We start from the raw sequence: 18,192 nt of genomic DNA, 5'->3' as shown, positions 1-18,192 counted from the left end.
TATTCCTGGCGGGCCGCTGACGGGGCCACCGAGTCACGCCGCTGGCGGGGCCACCGCGTCAGGTGGATCTCTGGCGGAGGGCGGGCGAGGTGAGCGCCGCCAGTGCGGCGACGGCGAGGACGACCGCGCAGCCGGACAGCACCGCCGGGGCGCGGACGACGTCGGCGAGCCAACCGAACGCGTTGGTGGTCAGCAGCAGCGGCAGGCTCTGGGTGAGCACCAGCACGGACTGCACCCGGGCCAGGTGGGTGGCCGGCGCGGCGGCCAGGATCAGCGGGCCGATGTGGGTGGCGAAGACGCCCGACCCGAGACCGATCGCCGCCCCGGCCGCGCCCGCCCAGAGCGGTGACCGCCCGACCGCCAGCGCGGCCACCCCGGCGGCGGCCATCAGCAGACCGGCGGCGGCCGCCAAGCCGGGGCGGGACAGCGCTCCGCGTACCAGCACCGTCACCGCGACGGATGCCGTACCCAGCGCCACCGCCGCGACGACCGCGCCGGTGGCCGGCGGCGACCACGCCCGTTCCCGGGCCAGCAGCGGTACCAGCAGCGAGGAGGCCGGCAGCAGGAACCCGGCGGCGACGCCGGTCAGCAGCAGCGCGGGCCGCAGCGCGGCATGCGACGCGGCGACCCGCAACCCGTCCAGCGCGGCCCGCCACACCGACGGCACCGGATCCGCCGTCCGCCCCTCGCCCGCATCCGACGCGCGCCCCGCACCCGGGTCCGACGAGCGGCCTTCGCCGGAGCCCGAGGACCCACCGGCACGCGGACGCAGGACCACCAGGATCGACAGCACCGCCAGGAAGCCAGCGGCGTTGGCCAGAGCCACCCCGGCCAGCCCGGCCGCGGCCAGGACCAGGCTGCCCAGCGGCGGCCCGGCGAACACGGCCAGTTGACCGGCCACCTGGCGGGCCGACATCGCCCGGGCCAGCGCGGCGGGCGGCACCAGGCGCCGGGGCATCGAGCCCGCGCTGGGCAGGTAGAAGGCGTCCACGATCCCGATGGCCAGGGCGGTGAGCAGCAACGGCAGCCGCGGGTCCGCGGCCGACCAGGCGGCGACGGCCAGCGACACGGTGACCACGACCATCGCCGCGTCCGAAAGGATCATTACCCGCCAGGCACCGAAGCGGTCCGCCACCGCCCCGCCCACCAGCAGCAGCAGGACGCGGGGCAGGTTGATCGCGGTGAGCACCAGGGCGGCGAAGCGGCCACCCTGCCCGGCCGCCACCCAGGCCATCGCGAAGGCCATCGCCTGCACACCGACCAGGGACAGCCCCGTGCCGCCCAGCCACGCCCAGTACCCGCCCGGCACGGCCGTCCGGCCGCCGGTCGACGTCGCCCGACCGGTTGAGGTCGCCACCACGGAATCTCCCGCCCACCGCCGACCGCGCCGGCCGGTGCCGGGTGGGGCGGCTCCGGTCGGTCTCTCGCGTCGGCACTGTCCGGCCTCGACCCGGTCGAGGGTCAAGCCGGACCGGCGTGGTCCGCGGCCGGTCCGACCGCCGCCCCGGTGAGCAGGCCCGGCCCTAGTCCGCCAGCTCGGTGCGCGGGAGCATGTCGGGCGCCCAGGTGAAGCGGTAGCGAGGAGCGGCCACCGCCCGGGCGAAGGCCGCTGCCACGGCCGGGGAGCTGACGATCCGCCAGTCCTGCTCCTTGGTCACCTCGAACCAGATGAGGCCGATGATGTCCTCGTGCCGTGGTAGCAACCGGAACGTCTCGGTGATCCATTCGGCCTTCCGGCCGCCGGTGTCGGAGGCACCGGTCTCGGTGATGACCAGCGGCTTGCCGCTGAACGTACGAATCTCCTTGATGGTCTGCTTGAAGATCGCGTCGAACGACCGGTACTTCGAGAAGGCGCCCATGCCGTAGTAGCCCGACAGGCCCACCCAGTCGACGTACTCGTCGCCCGGGTAGAGCGTGGCGAGCTTGGGAGTCGAGCCGTCCCATCTGGTGTTCGGGCTCCACACCCAGATGACGTTGGTGGCTCCGGCGGCCTCGAACAGATCGTGCACGTGGCGCCACGCCTTGACGTAGTCGCCCGGCCTGTTGCCGTTGGCCGTCTCGCACCACGGGTACCAGTTGCCGTTCATCTCGTGTGCGAACCGGATGGCCACCGGATGGTCGAGCGCCTTGATCCCTTCGGCCCAGGACAGCAGGTACTCGTCGAAGTCGCCGCGGGTGATGCGGGACAGCCGGTAGTCGGGCTGGTTGGAGCGGAGCCGGTCGATCGTACGGCGGGCAGCCCCCTGCTTGCGGGCCTTTTCGTCCAGCCGGTAGTCCCATGGTTCCCAGGCCAGCATCGGCAGCATGCCGCGACCGCTGATCCCGTCGAAGAGCGCACGGTCGAAGGTGTCGGTCGCCCATCCCGAGCTGAAGAGCATGACCTGCGGCTGGTGTCTGGCCGCCGCGGTGAAGTCGTCCACCGGCGTGAAGTCGTACGGACCCTCCTTGGTCGCGACACCGATGAACACCTTCTCGGCCGGCGGGAACACCTCCGGCGGTCGGGGCGACGCGCTCGGTGCGACTGCGACCGCAGCCGGATCGGGGCGGGGGTGTTCCCGTCCACCGGAGGTGGTCCCGGGCGCGATGGCGAAGGCATAGGTCAGCAGCAGCGCGCCGATCAGCGCCATCGTGACCCGCGGCAGGGTCAGCCTCGCCATGGCACACCCGGCTCGGCCGCTACCCGGGCCGTCGGCCGACCGCGCTGCTCGTCACCGGTACGGGCGACGAGCGGGACCGGTTCGCGGTGCCGCTCGGCACGCGCCAGGATGCTCGACCCGAGCGCGATCAGCGGTGGACCGAGACCGGTCAACAGGGTCAGCACCGGCCACACCCGGAGCAGGGCGAAGTCGTGGTCCAGCACGAAGCTCGCGGCGAGCAGGCCGGCGGCGAAGGCCGCCCAGCACAGGTGCAGCCGGAAGGTGCCGAGCGACTCGGTGGTGCGCAGCTTGCCCTTGGCCGTCACCACGAACCCGAGCCTTCGCCGCAGCAGCGCGCCGACGCCGGCGGCCACGTAGACCGGGCCGGCGAACAGGGCCAACGCCATGCCGACCAGGCCGATCTCCTCCCGCTCGTGCGGCGCGATGTTGAACCGGCGGAGCCAGAGCCACAGCGCGAACCAGGTGCCGATGGTCGAGCCCCACAGCACCGACCACACGGTGACGTCGAGTTGGGCCGCGCTCACGCCGGTGAGCAGGTACATGGCGGTGGCGAAGTTGCCCAGCAGCAGGCTGACCCCCACGCTCGGGTAGTAGAACTGGAGCAGGCGGTACTGCCAGCGTCGCCGGGACCGCAGCGCACGTGGCGCGCGCAGCTCGGGGCGGACGAGGATCTCGCAGATGCCGGCCGCCCACCGCCGCTGCTGGTTGAAGTAGTCGGCCCACGACGTCGGGCCTTCCCCGATGGCGACCACGTCCGGGGTGTAGACCCCCTTCCACTGGTTGCCCGTCTGCGGGTTCGCGGCGGCGTGGATCCGGATGCTGGTCAGGTGGTCCTCGATGATCGAGTCCTGGTAGCCGCCGACGCTGCGCCACGCCGACGGCCGGTAGAGATGCCCGGTGCCGGTGAGCAGTGGGGCGTCCAGGCCGTTCCCGCCGCGCGCGATGAGTCCGTTGTAGAGGTACTGCTGGACCGAGGCGCCGTGCGCGACCAGGTTCTGGTGCATGTTGCCGTAGACCTGCGGGGTGACCACGAAGGCGACGTCCGGGTCACGGAAGTAGCCGAGCGTACGTTCCAGGAAGTTCGGAAGCGGTACGTGGTCCGGGTCGACGTTGGCGACCACGTCGTACCGGTGCTCGTGTTCGGCCCGCCAGGCGTTGTGGTTTCCCGATTTCGTCCTGGCCCGGAACTCGCCGCTGGGCTGGTTGTACTCCGGTCGACCCTGACGGCTGAAGTGCCGTACCCCGAGTCGTGCGGCCATCTCCTGCACCGCCGGGTCGTCACCCTCGTCGAGGATCCAGACATCCACTTGGCCGCAGTACACGATCTGCCGCAGCCGCCGCAGCGTCCGCTCGACGACGTCGATCGGCTCCTTGCTCGGCACGATCGTGGTGAGCAGGGCCACCCGCAGGCCGACCGGAGGATCGACCGGCACCGGGTCCCGGGCGTGGTACGCGAACACCCAGACGACCGCGTTCTGCGCGAGGCGGATCAGCTCGACACCGACGACCACGCAGAAGCCGAGCCGAGCCGCCGTGGTCTGCCAGTTGCCGAGCCCGGTCACCCCGGATCCGGGTACGTGGTCGGGGAGCAGCAGCCAGCCGACGAGCAGCAGCCCGGCCGCGCTGTTCGCGAGCACGAGCAGCGCCAGGGTCAGCCGGGCGGCGGGCGAGAGGACGTGGCGAAACTCGACCGCCGCCTGCGGATGCCGCGGCGCGACCAGGGGACCGGCGGTCGCCCCGCACTTCGCGTACGCGAGGCGGGCCCGGATGTTCAGCTGACGACGGTCAGCGCGGGTATCGGCCGCGACGCCCACGTTGCCCCCCAAGGGTCTGGATCCTGCTCGCCACGAACACGGATACGGCTGATCCTAGGTCGCCGAACCAGTCAAACCGGCGGAATCTAGACCAAAGCACTCCCGACCCCGCACCCGCTCAGAGATCCGCCCGTTCGTCCACCAGCAGGGCCAGCGTGAGCCCGTTCGGTCGCCAGACCTGCGCCACCTGATACCGAGTGCGCAGCAGCCGCTCCTTCGCGCCACCGATGGCCTGCACCGGGTCCGCCTGCTCGCCGAGCCGCACGACCCACAGTCGCCGGGTGTCCCCCAGGCACCCGGCCACGTCGGCACATTCGGTGACCGGGAGCCGCCCGTCGACGGGTTGCGGCCCGGTGGCGAGCACGTCCCTGGGGCGACGGTCGGCCGGCAGGTAGTGGGCGACTACGCTCCGGCCGCCCCATCCGCCCGCCGGGTCGGCCGAGCCGTAGACGACGCCGTCGCCGGGTTGCAGCCGGCGTTCGATGATCTCCGCGAGCTGCCGGGTGGCCTGCTGATGCCCGCCCGGTTCCCGGACGGCGATATGCATCGGCGCACCGAGCACGGCGATCGCCGCCAGCACACCCACGGACCAGCGGGCGCGGACCCGGGTGAGGGCGGCCGCGCCGAGTGTCGCCCACGCCGGAAGCGTGAAGAGCATGAGCTGCGGCAGCCAGATCGGCGTCGCCTGCGCGACGAGCAGCAGCACGAGCGGCGGCACCACCGCCCAGGCGGTGTACAGGGCGGCGGGGTAGCGCAGCGGGAGGCTGAACAGCGCCAGCGCGAGCAGCGCCACCCCCAGCGCGGTGACGCCGAACAGCTCCCTCGGCGTCGCGGCCAGCGCGTTCAGGCTCAGATCGGACACCTGCGCGAGCCGCCCGCCCTGCTGCCCGGTGCGCCAGAGCAACCCGGCCGCCGGCAACGCGCCCAGGCCCCCGGCGACCAGCCACCGGCCGGCCACCGCGCGCCGGAATGCGAACACGGTCCAGCCGTGGCCGACGAGCAGCAGCAGCCCGACGACGCTGGACAGGCCCAGCACCAGCACCGAAGCGCCGTACACGGCGAAGCGCCAGGGCCTCGGCCGGTCGACGGCCGACCGGAGCAGCCACGTGGCGAGCACCGCGGCGAGCAGGGTCAGCGCGTGCGGTTGGGCCTCCTGCGCGTACCGTGCCGACGTCGGCAGCAGGGCGAAGAGCAGGCCGGCCAGGAGGCCGGTGCCCGGCGCGAACATCCGGGAGGCCAGCGCTCCGACGAGCGCCGCCGCAACGGTCATGGCCAGGATGGAAGGTCCGCGCAGCGCGAGGTCCGAGGTGCCGAAGACCTCCGCCCAGGCGCGCATCAGCAGGTGGTACGGCGTGACGGCGGCCTCGCCCCAGCCGAGCGTCGACCAGGTGCCCGGCCAGGATGAGGCGACCCTGCCCCAGGTCGCGAGTTCTTCCAGGCGCAGCCCGGGCGCGCCGGCCCCGGCGATGCCGAGCGCGCCCATCAGCAGCGCCGGCACCAGCCATGCGGCGGCCCGCCACCGGTGGGTGTCGGTCACCGGATGGCCGGGGGCCGGGGCGGTGCCGTGGCCTTCTCCCCAGGGGTCCTCGTCGCTGGCCTCCGGCGACCCGAGCCGGGGCAGCACCATGGTTACGGCGTCCTTCATCGTGTCTCACGCATCTCCGTGGGTTCCCGTCGCCCCTGGAGCATATTGAGCAAAGTTCACCACGACAGGCGATACGCCGCAAAAGCCACCAGACCGCTATTTGCCGTCGAGAACCGGCAACAATCCGGGGTGACCGCCCCCGGCCCCCGCTATGGTGTCGGCCCGCCCTCACCGACCTCCCGACGGGGCTTGCGCGCCCCTGATTGTTAACGATAACATCGACATGGGTGCATGTGACGATCAAGCCTCGGACCCAGGACGATCGCCCGCCGCGCGTACACCACCGACCCGGCGAGCACCCGTACGCCAACCACACCGCGGCGTTCCGGCAGGCCGTCCCGCCACCTGAAAGGTCAACCCCCATGGTCCTGGGCAAACCGTCCCTCAACCGCCGACACGTACTCCAGGCCGCCGGCGCGGCGGCCGTGGCCACCGCTGTCGGCCCCACCCTCGCCGCCGGCGCCGCCCGCGCGGCGCTTCCCCCGGCCCGGCCCGACATCGGCGTCGCCGCCTTCCCGTTCGACCTCGGACAGGTCCGGCTGACCGCCAGCCGCTGGCTGGACAACCAGAACCGCACCCTGAACTACCTGCGCTTCGTCGACGTCAACCGGCTGCTCTACAACTTCCGCGCCAACCACCGCCTCTCCACCGGCGGCGCCGCGGTGGCCGGCGGCTGGGACGCTCCGACGTTCCCCTTCCGTACCCACATGCAGGGGCACTTCCTGTCCGCCTGGGCCCACGGGTGGGCGGTGCTCGGCGACACCACCTGCCGGGACAAGGCCAACCAGATGGTGGCCGAGTTGGCCAGGTGCCAGGCCAACAACGGCACCGCCGGATTCAACACCGGATACCTCTCCGGGTTCCCCGAGGCCGACTTCACCGCCGTGGAGGCGCGCACGCTGAACAACGGCAACGTGCCGTACTACTGCATCCACAAAACGCTGGCCGGTCTGCTCGACGTCTGGCGGCACATCGGCAACACCCAGGCCCGCGACGTCCTGCTGGCGCTCGCCGGCTGGGTCGACTGGCGTACCGGCCGGCTCACCCCGACCCAGATGCAGGCCATGCTGGGCACCGAGTTCGGCGGCATGAACGCCGTCCTGGCCGACCTGTACCAGCAGACCGGTGACGCGCGCTGGCTGACCTCGGCCCAGCGGTTCGACCACGGCGCCGTGTTCAACCCCCTCGCCGCCAACCAGGACCAACTCAACGGACTGCACGCCAACACCCAGGTGCCCAAGTGGATCGGCGCGGCCCGGGAGTTCAAGGCCACCGGCACCACCCGCTACCGGGACATCGCCAGCAACGCGTGGAACATGACCGTCAACGCGCACAGCTACGTGATCGGCGGCAACAGCCAGGCCGAACACTTCCGCGCTCCCAACGCCATCGCCGGCTACCTGCGCAACGACACCTGCGAGGCGTGCAACACGTACAACATGCTCAAGCTGACCCGGGAGCTGTGGCTGCTCGACCCGAACCGGACCGCGTACTTCGACTTCTACGAGCGGGCGCTGCTCAACCACCTCGTCGGCGCGCAGAACCCGGCCGACAACCACGGGCACATCACCTACTTCACGCCGCTGAACCCGGGCGGCCGGCGCGGGGTCGGGCCGGCGTGGGGCGGCGGCACCTGGAGCACCGACTACAACTCCTTCTGGTGCTGCCAGGGCACCGGGCTGGAGAGCAACACCACGCTGATGGACTCGATCTACTTCCACAACGGCACCACCCTGACGGTGAACCTGTTCATGCCGTCGGTGCTGAACTGGTCGCAACGCGGGATCACGGTCACCCAGACCACCAGCTACCCGGCCGGCGACACCACGACCCTCACCGTCAGCGGCAGCGTCGGCGGGTCGTGGACGATGCGGATCCGCATCCCCGGCTGGACGGAGGGCGCCACCGTCAGCGTCAACGGCGCAGTGCAGAGCATCGCCACCACGCCCGGCAGCTACGCCACCCTCACCCGCTCCTGGGCCTCCGGCGACACCGTCTCCGTACGCCTGCCGATGCGGGTGCTGGTGCAGCCCGCGAACGACGACCCGAACGTCGTGGCGCTCACCTACGGCCCGGCGGTGCTCTCCGGCAACTACGGCAACACGGCGCTCTCGGCGCTGCCCGCGTTGGCCACCGCCTCGGTCACCCGGACCAGCAGCACGGCCCTCACCTTCACCGCCACCGCCAACGGCGCCACCGTCAACCTGATCCCGTTCTACGACGCGCACGGGCACAACTACACCGTCTACTGGAGCGCGAACGGCCAGAGCGGCCCCGGCGGTGCCACGTTCCGGCTGGTCAACGCCGCCAGCAACCTCGTGCTGGGGATCGAGAACATGTCCACCGCCGACGGCGCCCCGGCGTTGCAGTGGGCCGACAACGGCACCCCGGACCACGACTGGCAGCTCGTCGTCGACGGTACGGCGGTCAAGTTCCGCAACGCCAACAGCGGCAAGGTGCTCGGCGTACAGAACATGTCCACCGCCGACAACACCCCGATCCTGCAATGGTCGGACACCGGCACGGCCGACCACCGTTGGGCGATCGTCGATGTCGGCGACGGTTCCCACAAGATCCGCAACGGCCACACCGGCAAGCTGCTGGCCATCCTCAACGGCTCCACCGCCCAGGGCGCCCGGGCCGTGCAGGACCCGGACAACGGCACGCCGGACAACCAGTGGCGGTTCGTACCCAACGGCGCGCGGCGGATCCAGAACCGGGCCAGCGGGCTGGTGCTCGGCGTACAGAACATGTCCACGGCCGACGGCGGCCTGGTGATCCAGTGGGGGGATACCGGCACCGCCGACCACCTCTGGACCGCGATCGTGGACGCCAACGGCTACCTGCGGTTGCGCAACGCCAACAGCGGCAAGGTGCTGGGGGTGGAGGGCGGCGGTACCGCCAACGGCGCCCGCGTGCTGCAGTGGGCCGACACCGGCGCGGCCGACCAGCGCTGGCGGTTGCGCTACGGCACGGACGGCTACTTCCGCATCCAGTGCGGCAACGGCGGGCGGGTGCTCGGCGTCTCCGGCGCCTCCTCCGCCCAGGGCGCCCAGATCGTGATCTGGGACGACAACGGCACCGGTGACCACCTGTGGCGGTTCGTCTAGTCCGCTACTGATTCCATCGACACCCCTTGAGGATGTTATCGATAACAAGCTAGCCGCGCCGTGCCCGGATCAGCGCCCCGTGGTGCCGGTCACCTGCGACGAGCAACTCGTCGTGACGGACCACTCCCGTTGAGGCGACGCGCCCGCCGCCACCTCGCCTGCTGCCGGCATCACGCTCGGCGACGGGGCGGCGCGGCGACGCTCTGCCGCGGGACCAGCGCCGGCGCGATGGTCTCGCGCAACGCCCCACCGCTGACCGACTCGATCTGGGCCAGCAGCATCTCCAGGCTGGCCCGGGCCACCGCGTCGAAGTCCGGTCGCACGGTGGTCAGCGGCGGGATGAAGTACGCCGCCTCGGGCACGTCGTCGAAGCCGACCACGCTGATGTCGTCCGGCACCCGGCGGCCGTGCTCGTGCAGGGCGCGCAGCACACCGAGGGCGAGATGGTCGTTGGCGGTGAAGACCGCAGTGACGTCGGGCATCCGGGCCAGCATCTGCCCGCACCGGTACCCGGCCGCCGCGGACCAGTCCGCCGGCACCAGCGGCGGGATCTCGGCACCCGCCGAGAGCAGCGCCGACCGCCAGCCCTCGATGCGTCCCGCGCTGTCGAACCAGTCGGACGGCCCGGACACGTGCCAGACCGTACGGTGACCGGCGGCGAGCAGGTGCTCGGTGGCGGCCCGGGCACCGGCGGCCTGGTCGACCGTCACCAGCGGCATCGGCCGGCGGGGATCCCCGTCGACGGTGACCAGCGGCACGTCCTTCGGCAGGCGCTCCAGCGCCTCCCCGGCCGACTCCACCGGCGCGATCACCACGATGCCGGCGACCCGGTGGGCCAGATGCCGCTCGACCACCGCCGAGATCGACAGGTGATCGAGGTCGCGCACGCTGCCCACGCTGACCGCGAACCCCGCCTCGGCGGCCGTCTGCTCCAGGGCGGCGAGCAGCGACGCCGGGCCGTAGAGGGTGGTGTTCTGCGCGACCACGCCGATCACCTGCGAACGGCCGGTGACCAGCGCACGGGCCGCCCGGTTCGGGCGGTAGCCGAGTTCGGCGATCGCCGCCTGCACCCGCAGCCGGGTCTGTTCACGCACGTTCGGGTGGCCGTTGAGCACTCGCGAAACCGTCTGGTGGGAAACACCAGCGAGGCGAGCCACATCGGTCATCGCAGGATCGCGTACGGCCATCTCACACTCCCGCATGCCGTGGGTCGCCGCGACCCGTCGACGCTGACCGGAGCGGCTTGGAACACGATCCTCTCTCGCGGCGCCACGCCGGCCCGTGCCCGCCCGGGGTGGATAGCGCTAGATCAAGCACAGTCTACGCCAGCACCGACACCGATTGACGGAAGGTCAACGGGCGGATGCCGGATGTGCTCCGAGACCGGCGCCGAGCAGGTACGCGCCGGCCGGATCGAGGTGTTCGCCGCGGAGCGCGCCAATCGGCTCGACGCGAAAAGGCGTGCCGGGCCGCCCTCCAACAAGGGCAGACCCGGCACGCCGGCGCGGTGTCGCGGTGTCGCGGTGTCGCGGTGTCGCGGTCAGAATCCCCGGGCGAGCCGGTAGTACGCCTGATTCCACCGGATCTCGTCGGCGAATCGGCGAGGTTCGGTGTCGGCGTCGATGACCAGGAGTTCGGTGCGGCTCATCTCGGCCAGGTCGTGTAGCTCCTCCACGCCCACCGCCTGGGACAGCACGGTGTGGTGCGGCGCGCCCGCGGTGATCCACGCCTCGGCCGAACCGGGCAGGTGCGGGCGGGGCCGCCAGACGGCCCGAGCCACCGGCAGCCGCGGCAACGGCTGCGGTGGGGTCACCACGTCGACCTCGTTGGCCACCAGCCGGAAGCGCTCGCCCATGTCGGCCAGGCCGAGCACCACCGCGGGACCGGGTTCGGCGTCGAAGACGAGTCGGACCGGGTCCTCCCGACCGCCGATGCTCAACGGGTGGATCTCCACCTTCGGCACACCGGCGGCGATCGTCGGGCACACCTCGAGCATGTGCGCACCGAGGACCAGTTCCTCACCGGGGGTGAGGTCGTAGGTGTAGTCCTCCATGAACGAGGTGCCGCCCTCGGCCCCGGCCGACATCGCCTTCAGCGTGTGGACCAGCACGGAGGTCTTCCAGTCCCCCTCACCGCCGAAGCCGTACCCGTCGGCCATGAGCCGCTGCACGGCGATACCGGGCAGCTGCCGCAGTCCGCCGAGATCCTCGAAGTTCGTGGTGAACGCGCGGAACCCACCACTGTCCAGGAACGTACGCAGACCCAGCTCCAGCCGGGCGGCGTACCGCAGCGATTCGTGCCGCTCACCGCCGGGCCGCAGCGCGGCGACGACGCGGTACGTGTCGTCGTACTCCTTGACCAGATCGTCCACCTGCGCGTCGGCCACCTCGCCGACCACCCGCACCAGGTCGTTCACCCCGTAGGTGTTCACCGAGACGCCGAAGCGCAGCTCCGCCTCGACCTTGTCCCCCTCGGTCACCGCGACGTCGCGCATGTTGTCGCCGAAGCGTGCCAGGCGCAGCGACCGCATCGCCGACCAGCCGATCGCCGCCCGGGTCCAGGCGCCGACGCGGGTGGCGACCCGTGGGTCGGTGACGTGCCCGGCGACCGTCTTGCGGGCCACCCCGAGCCGGGTCTGGATGTACCCGAACTCCCGATCGCCGTGGGCGGCCTGGTTCAGGTTCATGAAGTCCATGTCGATCTCGGCCCACGGCAACTGCTGGTTCGCCTGGGTGTGCAGGTGCAGCAGCGGTGTCTGCAGCGCGTCCAGGCCGGAGATCCACATCTTCGCCGGCGAGAAGGTGTGCATCCAGGCGATGACCCCGACCGCCCCCTGTACGGCGGCATCCCGGCAGACCTCCAGGATGTCGGCGCTGGTGGTCAGGACCGGCTTCCAGACCACCCGGGCGGGAATGTGCGCCGAGTCGTCGAGCAGGGCGGCGATCTGACGGGACTGGTCGGCCACCTGCCGGAGTGTGTCCTCGCCGTACATCGCCTGGCTTCCGGTGAGAAACCAGACCTGGGGTTCAGAGTGTGTTGCCATGGACGTTGCCTTCCGCGAGAGGGAGGGTTACTTGTAGCGGATGCCGATGAGGCGCTGGAGCAGGATGAACGCGAAAAGCAGGCCGCCGATCACGATCTTGGTCCACCAGGAGTTGAGGCTTCCGTCGAAGGTGATCAGGGTCTGGATCACGCCGAGCACCAGCACGCCGAGCACGGTGCCGAAGACGTAGCCCGAGCCACCGGTGAGGACGGTGCCACCGATGACGACGGCCGCGATCACGTCGAGTTCCATCCCGACCGCGATCAGCGGCGCTCCGGAAAGCGTGTAGAACGACAGCAGGATTCCGCCGATCGCCGAGCACAGCCCGCTGATGGTGTAGACCGCGATCCGGGTACGCCCCACCGGCAGGCCCATCAGCAGCGCCGACTGCGGATTGCCACCGATCGCGTAGACGTTGCGGCCGAGCCGGGTGTACGCCAGCACGTAGGCGGCGACGGCGGCCACGGCGAACGCGACCAGCACGCTGACCGAGACGAAGTTGCCCCGGGGGTCCCCGATCCGGTACTGCGACATCGTGGTCCAGAAGCCGTCCGTGATCGGGATCGAGGCGCCGCTGATGAACGTGCACATGCCGCGGGCGAAGAACATCCCGGCGAGTGTGACGATGAACGGCTGAATCTCGAAGAAGTGGATCGCGCAGCCCATCAGGAAGCCTAGGGTCGGCCCGATGAGCAACGCGATGACCAGCACCAGCAACGCGGGCAGGCCTGACTGGAGCAACCATGCCGAGACCATCGCGGTCATCGCGACCACCGAGCCCACCGACAGGTCGATGCCACCGGTGAGGATCACGAAGGTCATCCCCACGGCGACCACGAGCAGGAACCCGTTGTCGATGAAGACGTTGAAGATGACCTGGATGTTGGAGAACGCCCGGTACTGGGAGACGCCGATGCCGTACATGACCAGCAGCAGGGCGAGGGTGGCCAGCACCGGCACGTGCCGCCGTGGCAGCCGGGCCCAGGTGGGAACGGTGGTCAGCGAGTTCATCGTCATGCCGCCCCTCCACTTCGCTGCGGGCCGGCATCTTTCCGGCGCTGGTGATTCGCTCGCTGTCGCTCGCTCATGCCGGCACCTGCTCCTTCTGCCGCTGCGGCGACGCCTCGGGGGGCGCGGCACCGGGTCGGCGGCGGCTGAACCTGGCCCGGAAGGCCGGCGCCTGGACGAGGCAGACGACGATGACGACGACCGCTTTGAACAGCAGTGCCGTCTGCGGTGAGATGTTCATGGCGTACACCGTCGTGGTCAGGGTCTGGATGATCAGCGCGCCGAGGATGGTGCCGCTGAGGAAGAACCGGCCGCCCGCCAGGGACGTACCACCGATGACGACCGCGAGGATCGCGTCGAGTTCCACCCAGAGGCCGGCCGAGTTGCCGTCGGCGCTGGAGACGTTGGCGGTCATCATGAACCCGGCGATCGCGGCGCACACGGCGCTGACGACGTACACCAGGAAGACCACCCGGCCCGACCGGATGCCGGCCAGGCGGCTGGCCTCCCGGTTGCCACCCACCGACTCGATGATCATGCCGAGGGCGGTGCGGCGGGTGAACGCCGCGACGAGCAGGGCCGCGGCCAACGCGATGAAGATCGCGAGCGGCAGGGTCAGGAAGTGGCCCAGACCGATCGCCCGGTACGGGCCGGAGTTGATGGTGATGATCTGGCCCTCGGTGATCAGCTGCGCGAGGCCCCGGCCGGCCACCATCAGGATGAGCGTGGCGATGATCGGTTGGATGCCGATCACGGAGACCAGGATGCCGTTCCACGCGCCGAGTACCAGCGCGGCCCCGATCGCCATCGCGAGCGCGGTCAGCACCATGCCGAGGGCGTTCTGGTCCGGCGCCTTGCTGATGTAGAGGCAGGCGATGGCGCCGCTGATGGCGCAGACCGAGCCGACCGAGAGGTCGATGCCGCCGGTGGAGATGACCAGGGTCATGCCCAACGCGACCAGGATCAGCGGCGCGCTCAGCCGGAGGATGTCGATCGGGGTGCCGTACAGGTGGCCGTCCTTGACCTCGATGGTCAGGAAGCCGGGGCGGTAGAGGGTGTTCGCCGCCAGCATGACCACGAGCACGGCGACCGGCCAGAACAGCCGGTGGCCGACCATGGCCTGGAAGCGGTTCTTGGCGTCACTCATGCCGGCGCTCCGCTTCGCTCCGCGCCGCCATGAGGCACCAACACACTGCGCCGATGAATCGCTCGCTGACGCTCGCTCATGCCAGCGCTCCGCTTCGCTCCGCGCCGCCATGAGGCACCAACACACTGCGCCGATGATTCGCTCGCTGACGCTCGCTCATTGGTTCGCCTCCTCCCGCTGTGATCCGCTGGCGATGGTCTGCATGACACGGTCGGCGTCGACGGCGTCGTCGTTGGTGAGTTGGGCGACCAGCTCCCGGTCGCGCATCACCGCGATCTTGTGGCTCAGCCGCAGCACCTCCTCGAGTTCGGCGGAGATGAACAGCACCGCCATGCCGCCGTCGGAGAGCTGCACCACGAGCTTCTGGATCTCGGCCTTGGCCCCGATGTCGATGCCACGGGTGGGTTCGTCGAGGATGAGCAGTCGGGGCTCGGTGATCAGCCACCGGGCCAGCAGGACCTTCTGCTGGTTGCCGCCGGACAGGTTGCGCACCGGCACGTCGGGGTTCGCGGGGCGGATGCTCAACGCCTTGATGTACTTGTCGACGAGTTCGTCCTGGCGGCGGCGCGGGATCGGGCGCAGCCAGCCGCGGGCGGCCTGCATCGCGAGGATCATGTTCTCGCGGACCGACAGGTCGGCGATGATCCCTTCCGCGCGGCGGTTCTCGGAGCAGAACCCGATGCCGCGGTCGATGGCCTGCACCGGGGTACGCAGACCGGTCGGCTTGCCGCCCACGGCGACCTGGCCACGGTCGGCGCGGTCGGCGCCGAACAGCAGCCGCGCCACCTCGGTGCGGCCGGAGCCGAGCAGCCCGGCCAGGCCGACCACCTCGCCGGCGTGGATGGTCAGGCTGAACGGTGCGACCGCGCCCTTACGGCTGAGGTCCGACACCTCCACGAACGGGGTCCCGCCCTCCAGGGCCGCCAGCTCCCGCCGGGGATGCTCCTCGATCCGTTCGAGAACGTCGAGTTCCTTGCCGATCATCTTCTCGACCAGGGCCAGCTGGGGCAGCTCGGCGGTCGGGTGCTCCCCCACCAGGGTGCCGTTGCGCAGCACGGTGATCCGGTCGGCGATCCCGTAGACCTGGTCGAGGAAGTGAGTCACGAAGAGGATGGCGATGCCCTCGTCGCGCAGCTGGCGCATGATCCGAAACAGCTGCTCGACCTCACCGGCGTCCAGGCTGGAGGTCGGCTCGTCCAGGATCAGCACCCGGGCCTGGACGTCGATCGCGCGGGCGATCGCGATCATCTGCTGGACGGCGAGCGAGTACGACGCCACGGGTGCGGTGACGTCGATGTCGAGGTCCAGCCGGGCCAACAGCTGCCGGGCCCGGCGCCGGACCTCGCCCCACCGGACGGCCCCGAAGCGGCGCGGCTCGCGGCCGATGAAGATGTTCTCCGCCACCGACAGGTTGGGGCAGAGGTTGACCTCCTGGTAGACGGTGCTGACCCCGGCGGCGGCGGCTTGCATCGGCCCGCTGAAGGCCACCTGCTCCCCGCCCAGGGTGATGATGCCGTCGTCGATGCCGTAGACGCCGGTCAACACCTTGATCAGGGTCGACTTGCCGGCACCGTTCTCGCCCATCAGGGCGTGCACCTCGCCGGGGAAGAGCCGGAAATCAACATTGTGGAGTGCGCGCACCCCCGGAAAGGACTTGCTGATCCCGGTCATCGTGAGGACCGGACGGCTATCCGTCATCCCATCGGACCTTCTTCTGGGTTCTCGCGGTACGGAAGGGCCACCGCGCCCCCGTGGCGTCCCGCCCGGCCGCCCCTGGAGGTCGGCCGGGCGGAGACGGCACGGGGGTTTCGGGTCAGCCGCCCAGTCCGTCGGGTAGGTGAGCGACGCGGCGGGGCCGCCACGTCAGCGGCGGCCCCGGGCGTCGATCAGTACTTGCGGTTGGGCAGGGCCTCCTTGGCCTGCTCCTGGGTGAAGGTGGTCTCCTCGGTCTCGATCCGCGCCGGCACCTCTTCACCGGCGTGCACCTTCTTGGCCAGGTCCATCAGCTGTGGCCCGAGCAGCGGGCTGCACTCGGCGATGAAGTTGAACTTACCGTCGGCCAGGGCCTGCATGCCGTCCTTGACCGCGTCGATGGTGATGATGGTGATGTCCTGGCCGGGCACCTTGCCCGCCGCGGTGATCGCCTCCAGGGCACCGAGACCCATGTCGTCGTTGTGCGCGAAGAGCACGTCGATCTTCGGGTGGGCCTTCAGGAACTGCTCCATGACCTGCTTGCCGCCGGCGCGGGTGAAGTCACCCGACTGGGAGGCGATGACCTTCAGCTTCGGGTCGGCCGCGATCGCCTCGGCGAAGCCCTTCTTGCGGTCGTTGGCCGGGGCCGAGCCGGTGGTGCCCTGCAGCTCGACGATGTTCACATCGCCGGTCGCGTCCTTCTTGTTCTCGATCAGCCACTCCCCCGACAGCCGGCCTTCCTTGACGAAGTCCGAGCCGAGGAAGGTCTTGTAGAGGGACTTGTCGGCCGAGTCCACCGCGCGGTCGGTCAGGATGACCGGGATGCCGGCGTCCTTGGCCTCCTTGAGCACGGTGTCCCAACCGGACTCCACCACCGGCGAGAAGGCGATCACGTCGACCTTCTGCTGGATGTAGTTGCGGATGGCCTTGATCTGGTTCTCCTGCTTCTGCTGGGCATCGTCGAACTTGAGCTCGATGCCCGCCTCCCCAGCGGCCTCCTTGATGGAGTTGGTGTTGGCCGTACGCCAGCCACTCTCGGCGCCGACCTGGGAGAAGCCGAGGACGATCTTGCCGTCGCCGCCTTCCCCTCCGGTGTCACTGTTACCGCAGGCGGCCACGCTGCCGGCCAGCAGGACGGCGGCGACGACCCCGATCGCGCGCCGGGGCATTCGCATGTTTCTCATCGGATCTCCTCAGGTGGGTGCGGGTGTCCACGCCGCCCGCCGACGTGCGCGGGCGGCCTGAGCTGGTGGTGTGGATCCAGTGGGTGGTGCGAATTCAGTGGGTGGTGCGAATTCAGTCGCGGGGCGCCGGGGCGACCCGCGACCGGCTGGAGTTCGCCGGAGGCGAGGGGCGTTGGCCGTAGACGTTCTGGTAGCGGTCGTAGAGGGCGTCGATGTCGGCCTGCGCCATCGGCACCGGTTGCCCGAGCGCCCGCGCCAGGTGCGCGGTGCGGGCGACGTCCTCGCACATCACCGCGGCCTTGACCGCAGCGCGGGCATTACGCCCGATGGTGAAGACGCCGTGGTTCTGCATCAGCACTGCGGGCGAGCGGTGCCCGGTCAGGGTGCTGACGATGCCCTTGCCGATGTCGTCGCCGCCGATCAGCGCGAACGGGCCGACCGGGATCTCCCCGCCGAACTCGTCGGCCTGTGCGGTCAGGTGGCAGGGAATCGACTCGCCACGCGCCGCCCACGCGGTGGCGTACGTGCTGTGGGTGTGCACGACGCCGCCGACCTCGGGCATGGCGCGGTAGACGTACGCGTGCGCGGCGGTGTCGCTCGACGGGGAGAGCTCACCCTCGACCGGCACGCCTTCGAGGTCGCAGAGCACCATGTTGTCGGCCGAGAGGTCGTCGTAGTCGACGCCGCTGGGCTTGATCACCATGAGGTCACGGCCGGGGACCCGCGCGGAGACGTTGCCGGCCGTCCAGGCCACCAGGCCGTAGCGGGTCAGCTCGCCGTGCAGGCGGGCGACGGTCTCGCGCAGCTCGGTCAGTTGAAGGGTTGATTCGACGCTCATGCCGTCCCCTCGCTCCGCTCGGCGCCGGCCTGGGCGTTCACCGCACTGCACTGC

12 protein-coding genes are annotated in these 18,192 nt (G+C 70.7%); 1 reads left to right on the top strand and 11 read right to left on the bottom strand.

All coding sequences use genetic code 11. The features are described from left to right. Positions 1-58 precede the first annotated feature (58 nt). From C1I95_RS00760 to C1I95_RS00745, 4 genes are all read right to left on the bottom strand, one after another. Entirely contained in the window at positions 59-1,360 is a 1,302-nt protein-coding gene (locus C1I95_RS00760; RefSeq protein WP_233513173.1) for an MFS transporter, read from the bottom strand. Positions 1,361-1,523: 163 nt separating this feature from the next. Further along, positions 1,524-2,657, bottom strand: a complete 1,134-nt coding sequence (locus C1I95_RS00755; protein ID WP_111211772.1) for a glycoside hydrolase family 26 protein — start codon at positions 2,655-2,657, stop codon at positions 1,524-1,526. Continuing rightward, positions 2,645-4,483 (bottom strand): glycosyltransferase family 2 protein, encoded by a 1,839-nt coding sequence (locus C1I95_RS00750; RefSeq protein WP_111211771.1) that lies wholly within the window; start codon positions 4,481-4,483, stop codon positions 2,645-2,647. Before C1I95_RS00750 ends, C1I95_RS00755 begins: the two co-directional genes overlap by 13 nt. Positions 4,484-4,589: 106 nt before the next feature. Next, positions 4,590-6,116: a glycosyltransferase family 39 protein gene (locus tag C1I95_RS00745; protein WP_111211770.1), complete on the bottom strand. Its 1,527-nt coding sequence runs from the start codon at positions 6,114-6,116 to the stop codon at positions 4,590-4,592. A 362-nt stretch (positions 6,117-6,478) separates the two neighbouring features. Between C1I95_RS00745 and C1I95_RS00740 the strand changes: the two genes are divergently transcribed. Continuing rightward, entirely contained in the window at positions 6,479-9,226 is a 2,748-nt protein-coding gene (locus C1I95_RS00740; protein ID WP_199523532.1) for a beta-L-arabinofuranosidase domain-containing protein, read from the top strand. Between the two features lie 170 nt (positions 9,227-9,396). Here the strand turns inward: C1I95_RS00740 and C1I95_RS00735 are convergent, their stop codons facing one another. The 7 genes from C1I95_RS00735 to C1I95_RS00705 form a co-directional block, all read right to left on the bottom strand. Next, positions 9,397-10,392 carry a LacI family DNA-binding transcriptional regulator gene (locus C1I95_RS00735; protein WP_199523531.1) on the bottom strand — a complete coding sequence of 332 codons (996 nt, stop codon included), beginning with the start codon at positions 10,390-10,392 and terminating at the stop codon, positions 9,397-9,399. A gap of 374 nt (positions 10,393-10,766) precedes the next feature. After that, on the bottom strand, positions 10,767-12,269 hold the full coding sequence (gene araA / locus C1I95_RS00730) for an L-arabinose isomerase (protein WP_111211769.1): 1,503 nt from the start codon (positions 12,267-12,269) through the stop codon (positions 10,767-10,769). A gap of 27 nt (positions 12,270-12,296) precedes the next feature. Continuing rightward, positions 12,297-13,286 carry a galactofuranose ABC transporter, permease protein YjfF gene (gene yjfF / locus C1I95_RS00725; RefSeq protein ID WP_111211768.1) on the bottom strand — a complete coding sequence of 330 codons (990 nt, stop codon included), beginning with the start codon at positions 13,284-13,286 and terminating at the stop codon, positions 12,297-12,299. 67 nt (positions 13,287-13,353) lie between these two features. Beyond that, positions 13,354-14,424 carry an ABC transporter permease gene (locus C1I95_RS00720; RefSeq protein WP_111211767.1) on the bottom strand — a complete coding sequence of 357 codons (1,071 nt, stop codon included), beginning with the start codon at positions 14,422-14,424 and terminating at the stop codon, positions 13,354-13,356. A 156-nt stretch (positions 14,425-14,580) separates the two neighbouring features. Then, positions 14,581-16,122 carry a sugar ABC transporter ATP-binding protein gene (locus tag C1I95_RS00715; RefSeq protein WP_111211766.1) on the bottom strand — a complete coding sequence of 514 codons (1,542 nt, stop codon included), beginning with the start codon at positions 16,120-16,122 and terminating at the stop codon, positions 14,581-14,583. 188 nt (positions 16,123-16,310) lie between these two features. Next, the gene (locus C1I95_RS00710; RefSeq protein ID WP_111211765.1) at positions 16,311-17,300 is read right to left on the bottom strand and encodes an ABC transporter substrate-binding protein; all 990 of its coding nucleotides are present in this window, start codon (positions 17,298-17,300) and stop codon (positions 16,311-16,313) included. A gap of 112 nt (positions 17,301-17,412) precedes the next feature. Then, positions 17,413-18,138, bottom strand: a complete 726-nt coding sequence (locus C1I95_RS00705; protein WP_111211764.1) for an L-ribulose-5-phosphate 4-epimerase — start codon at positions 18,136-18,138, stop codon at positions 17,413-17,415. Positions 18,139-18,192 lie beyond the last annotated feature (54 nt).

This window comes from Micromonospora craterilacus (assembly GCF_003236315.1).
In the GTDB taxonomy this organism is placed as follows: Bacteria; Actinomycetota; Actinomycetes; order Mycobacteriales; family Micromonosporaceae; genus Micromonospora; species Micromonospora craterilacus.
Note: the sequence above shows the minus strand (reverse complement) of the source record. Positions and strands in the feature narration are given on the sequence as shown.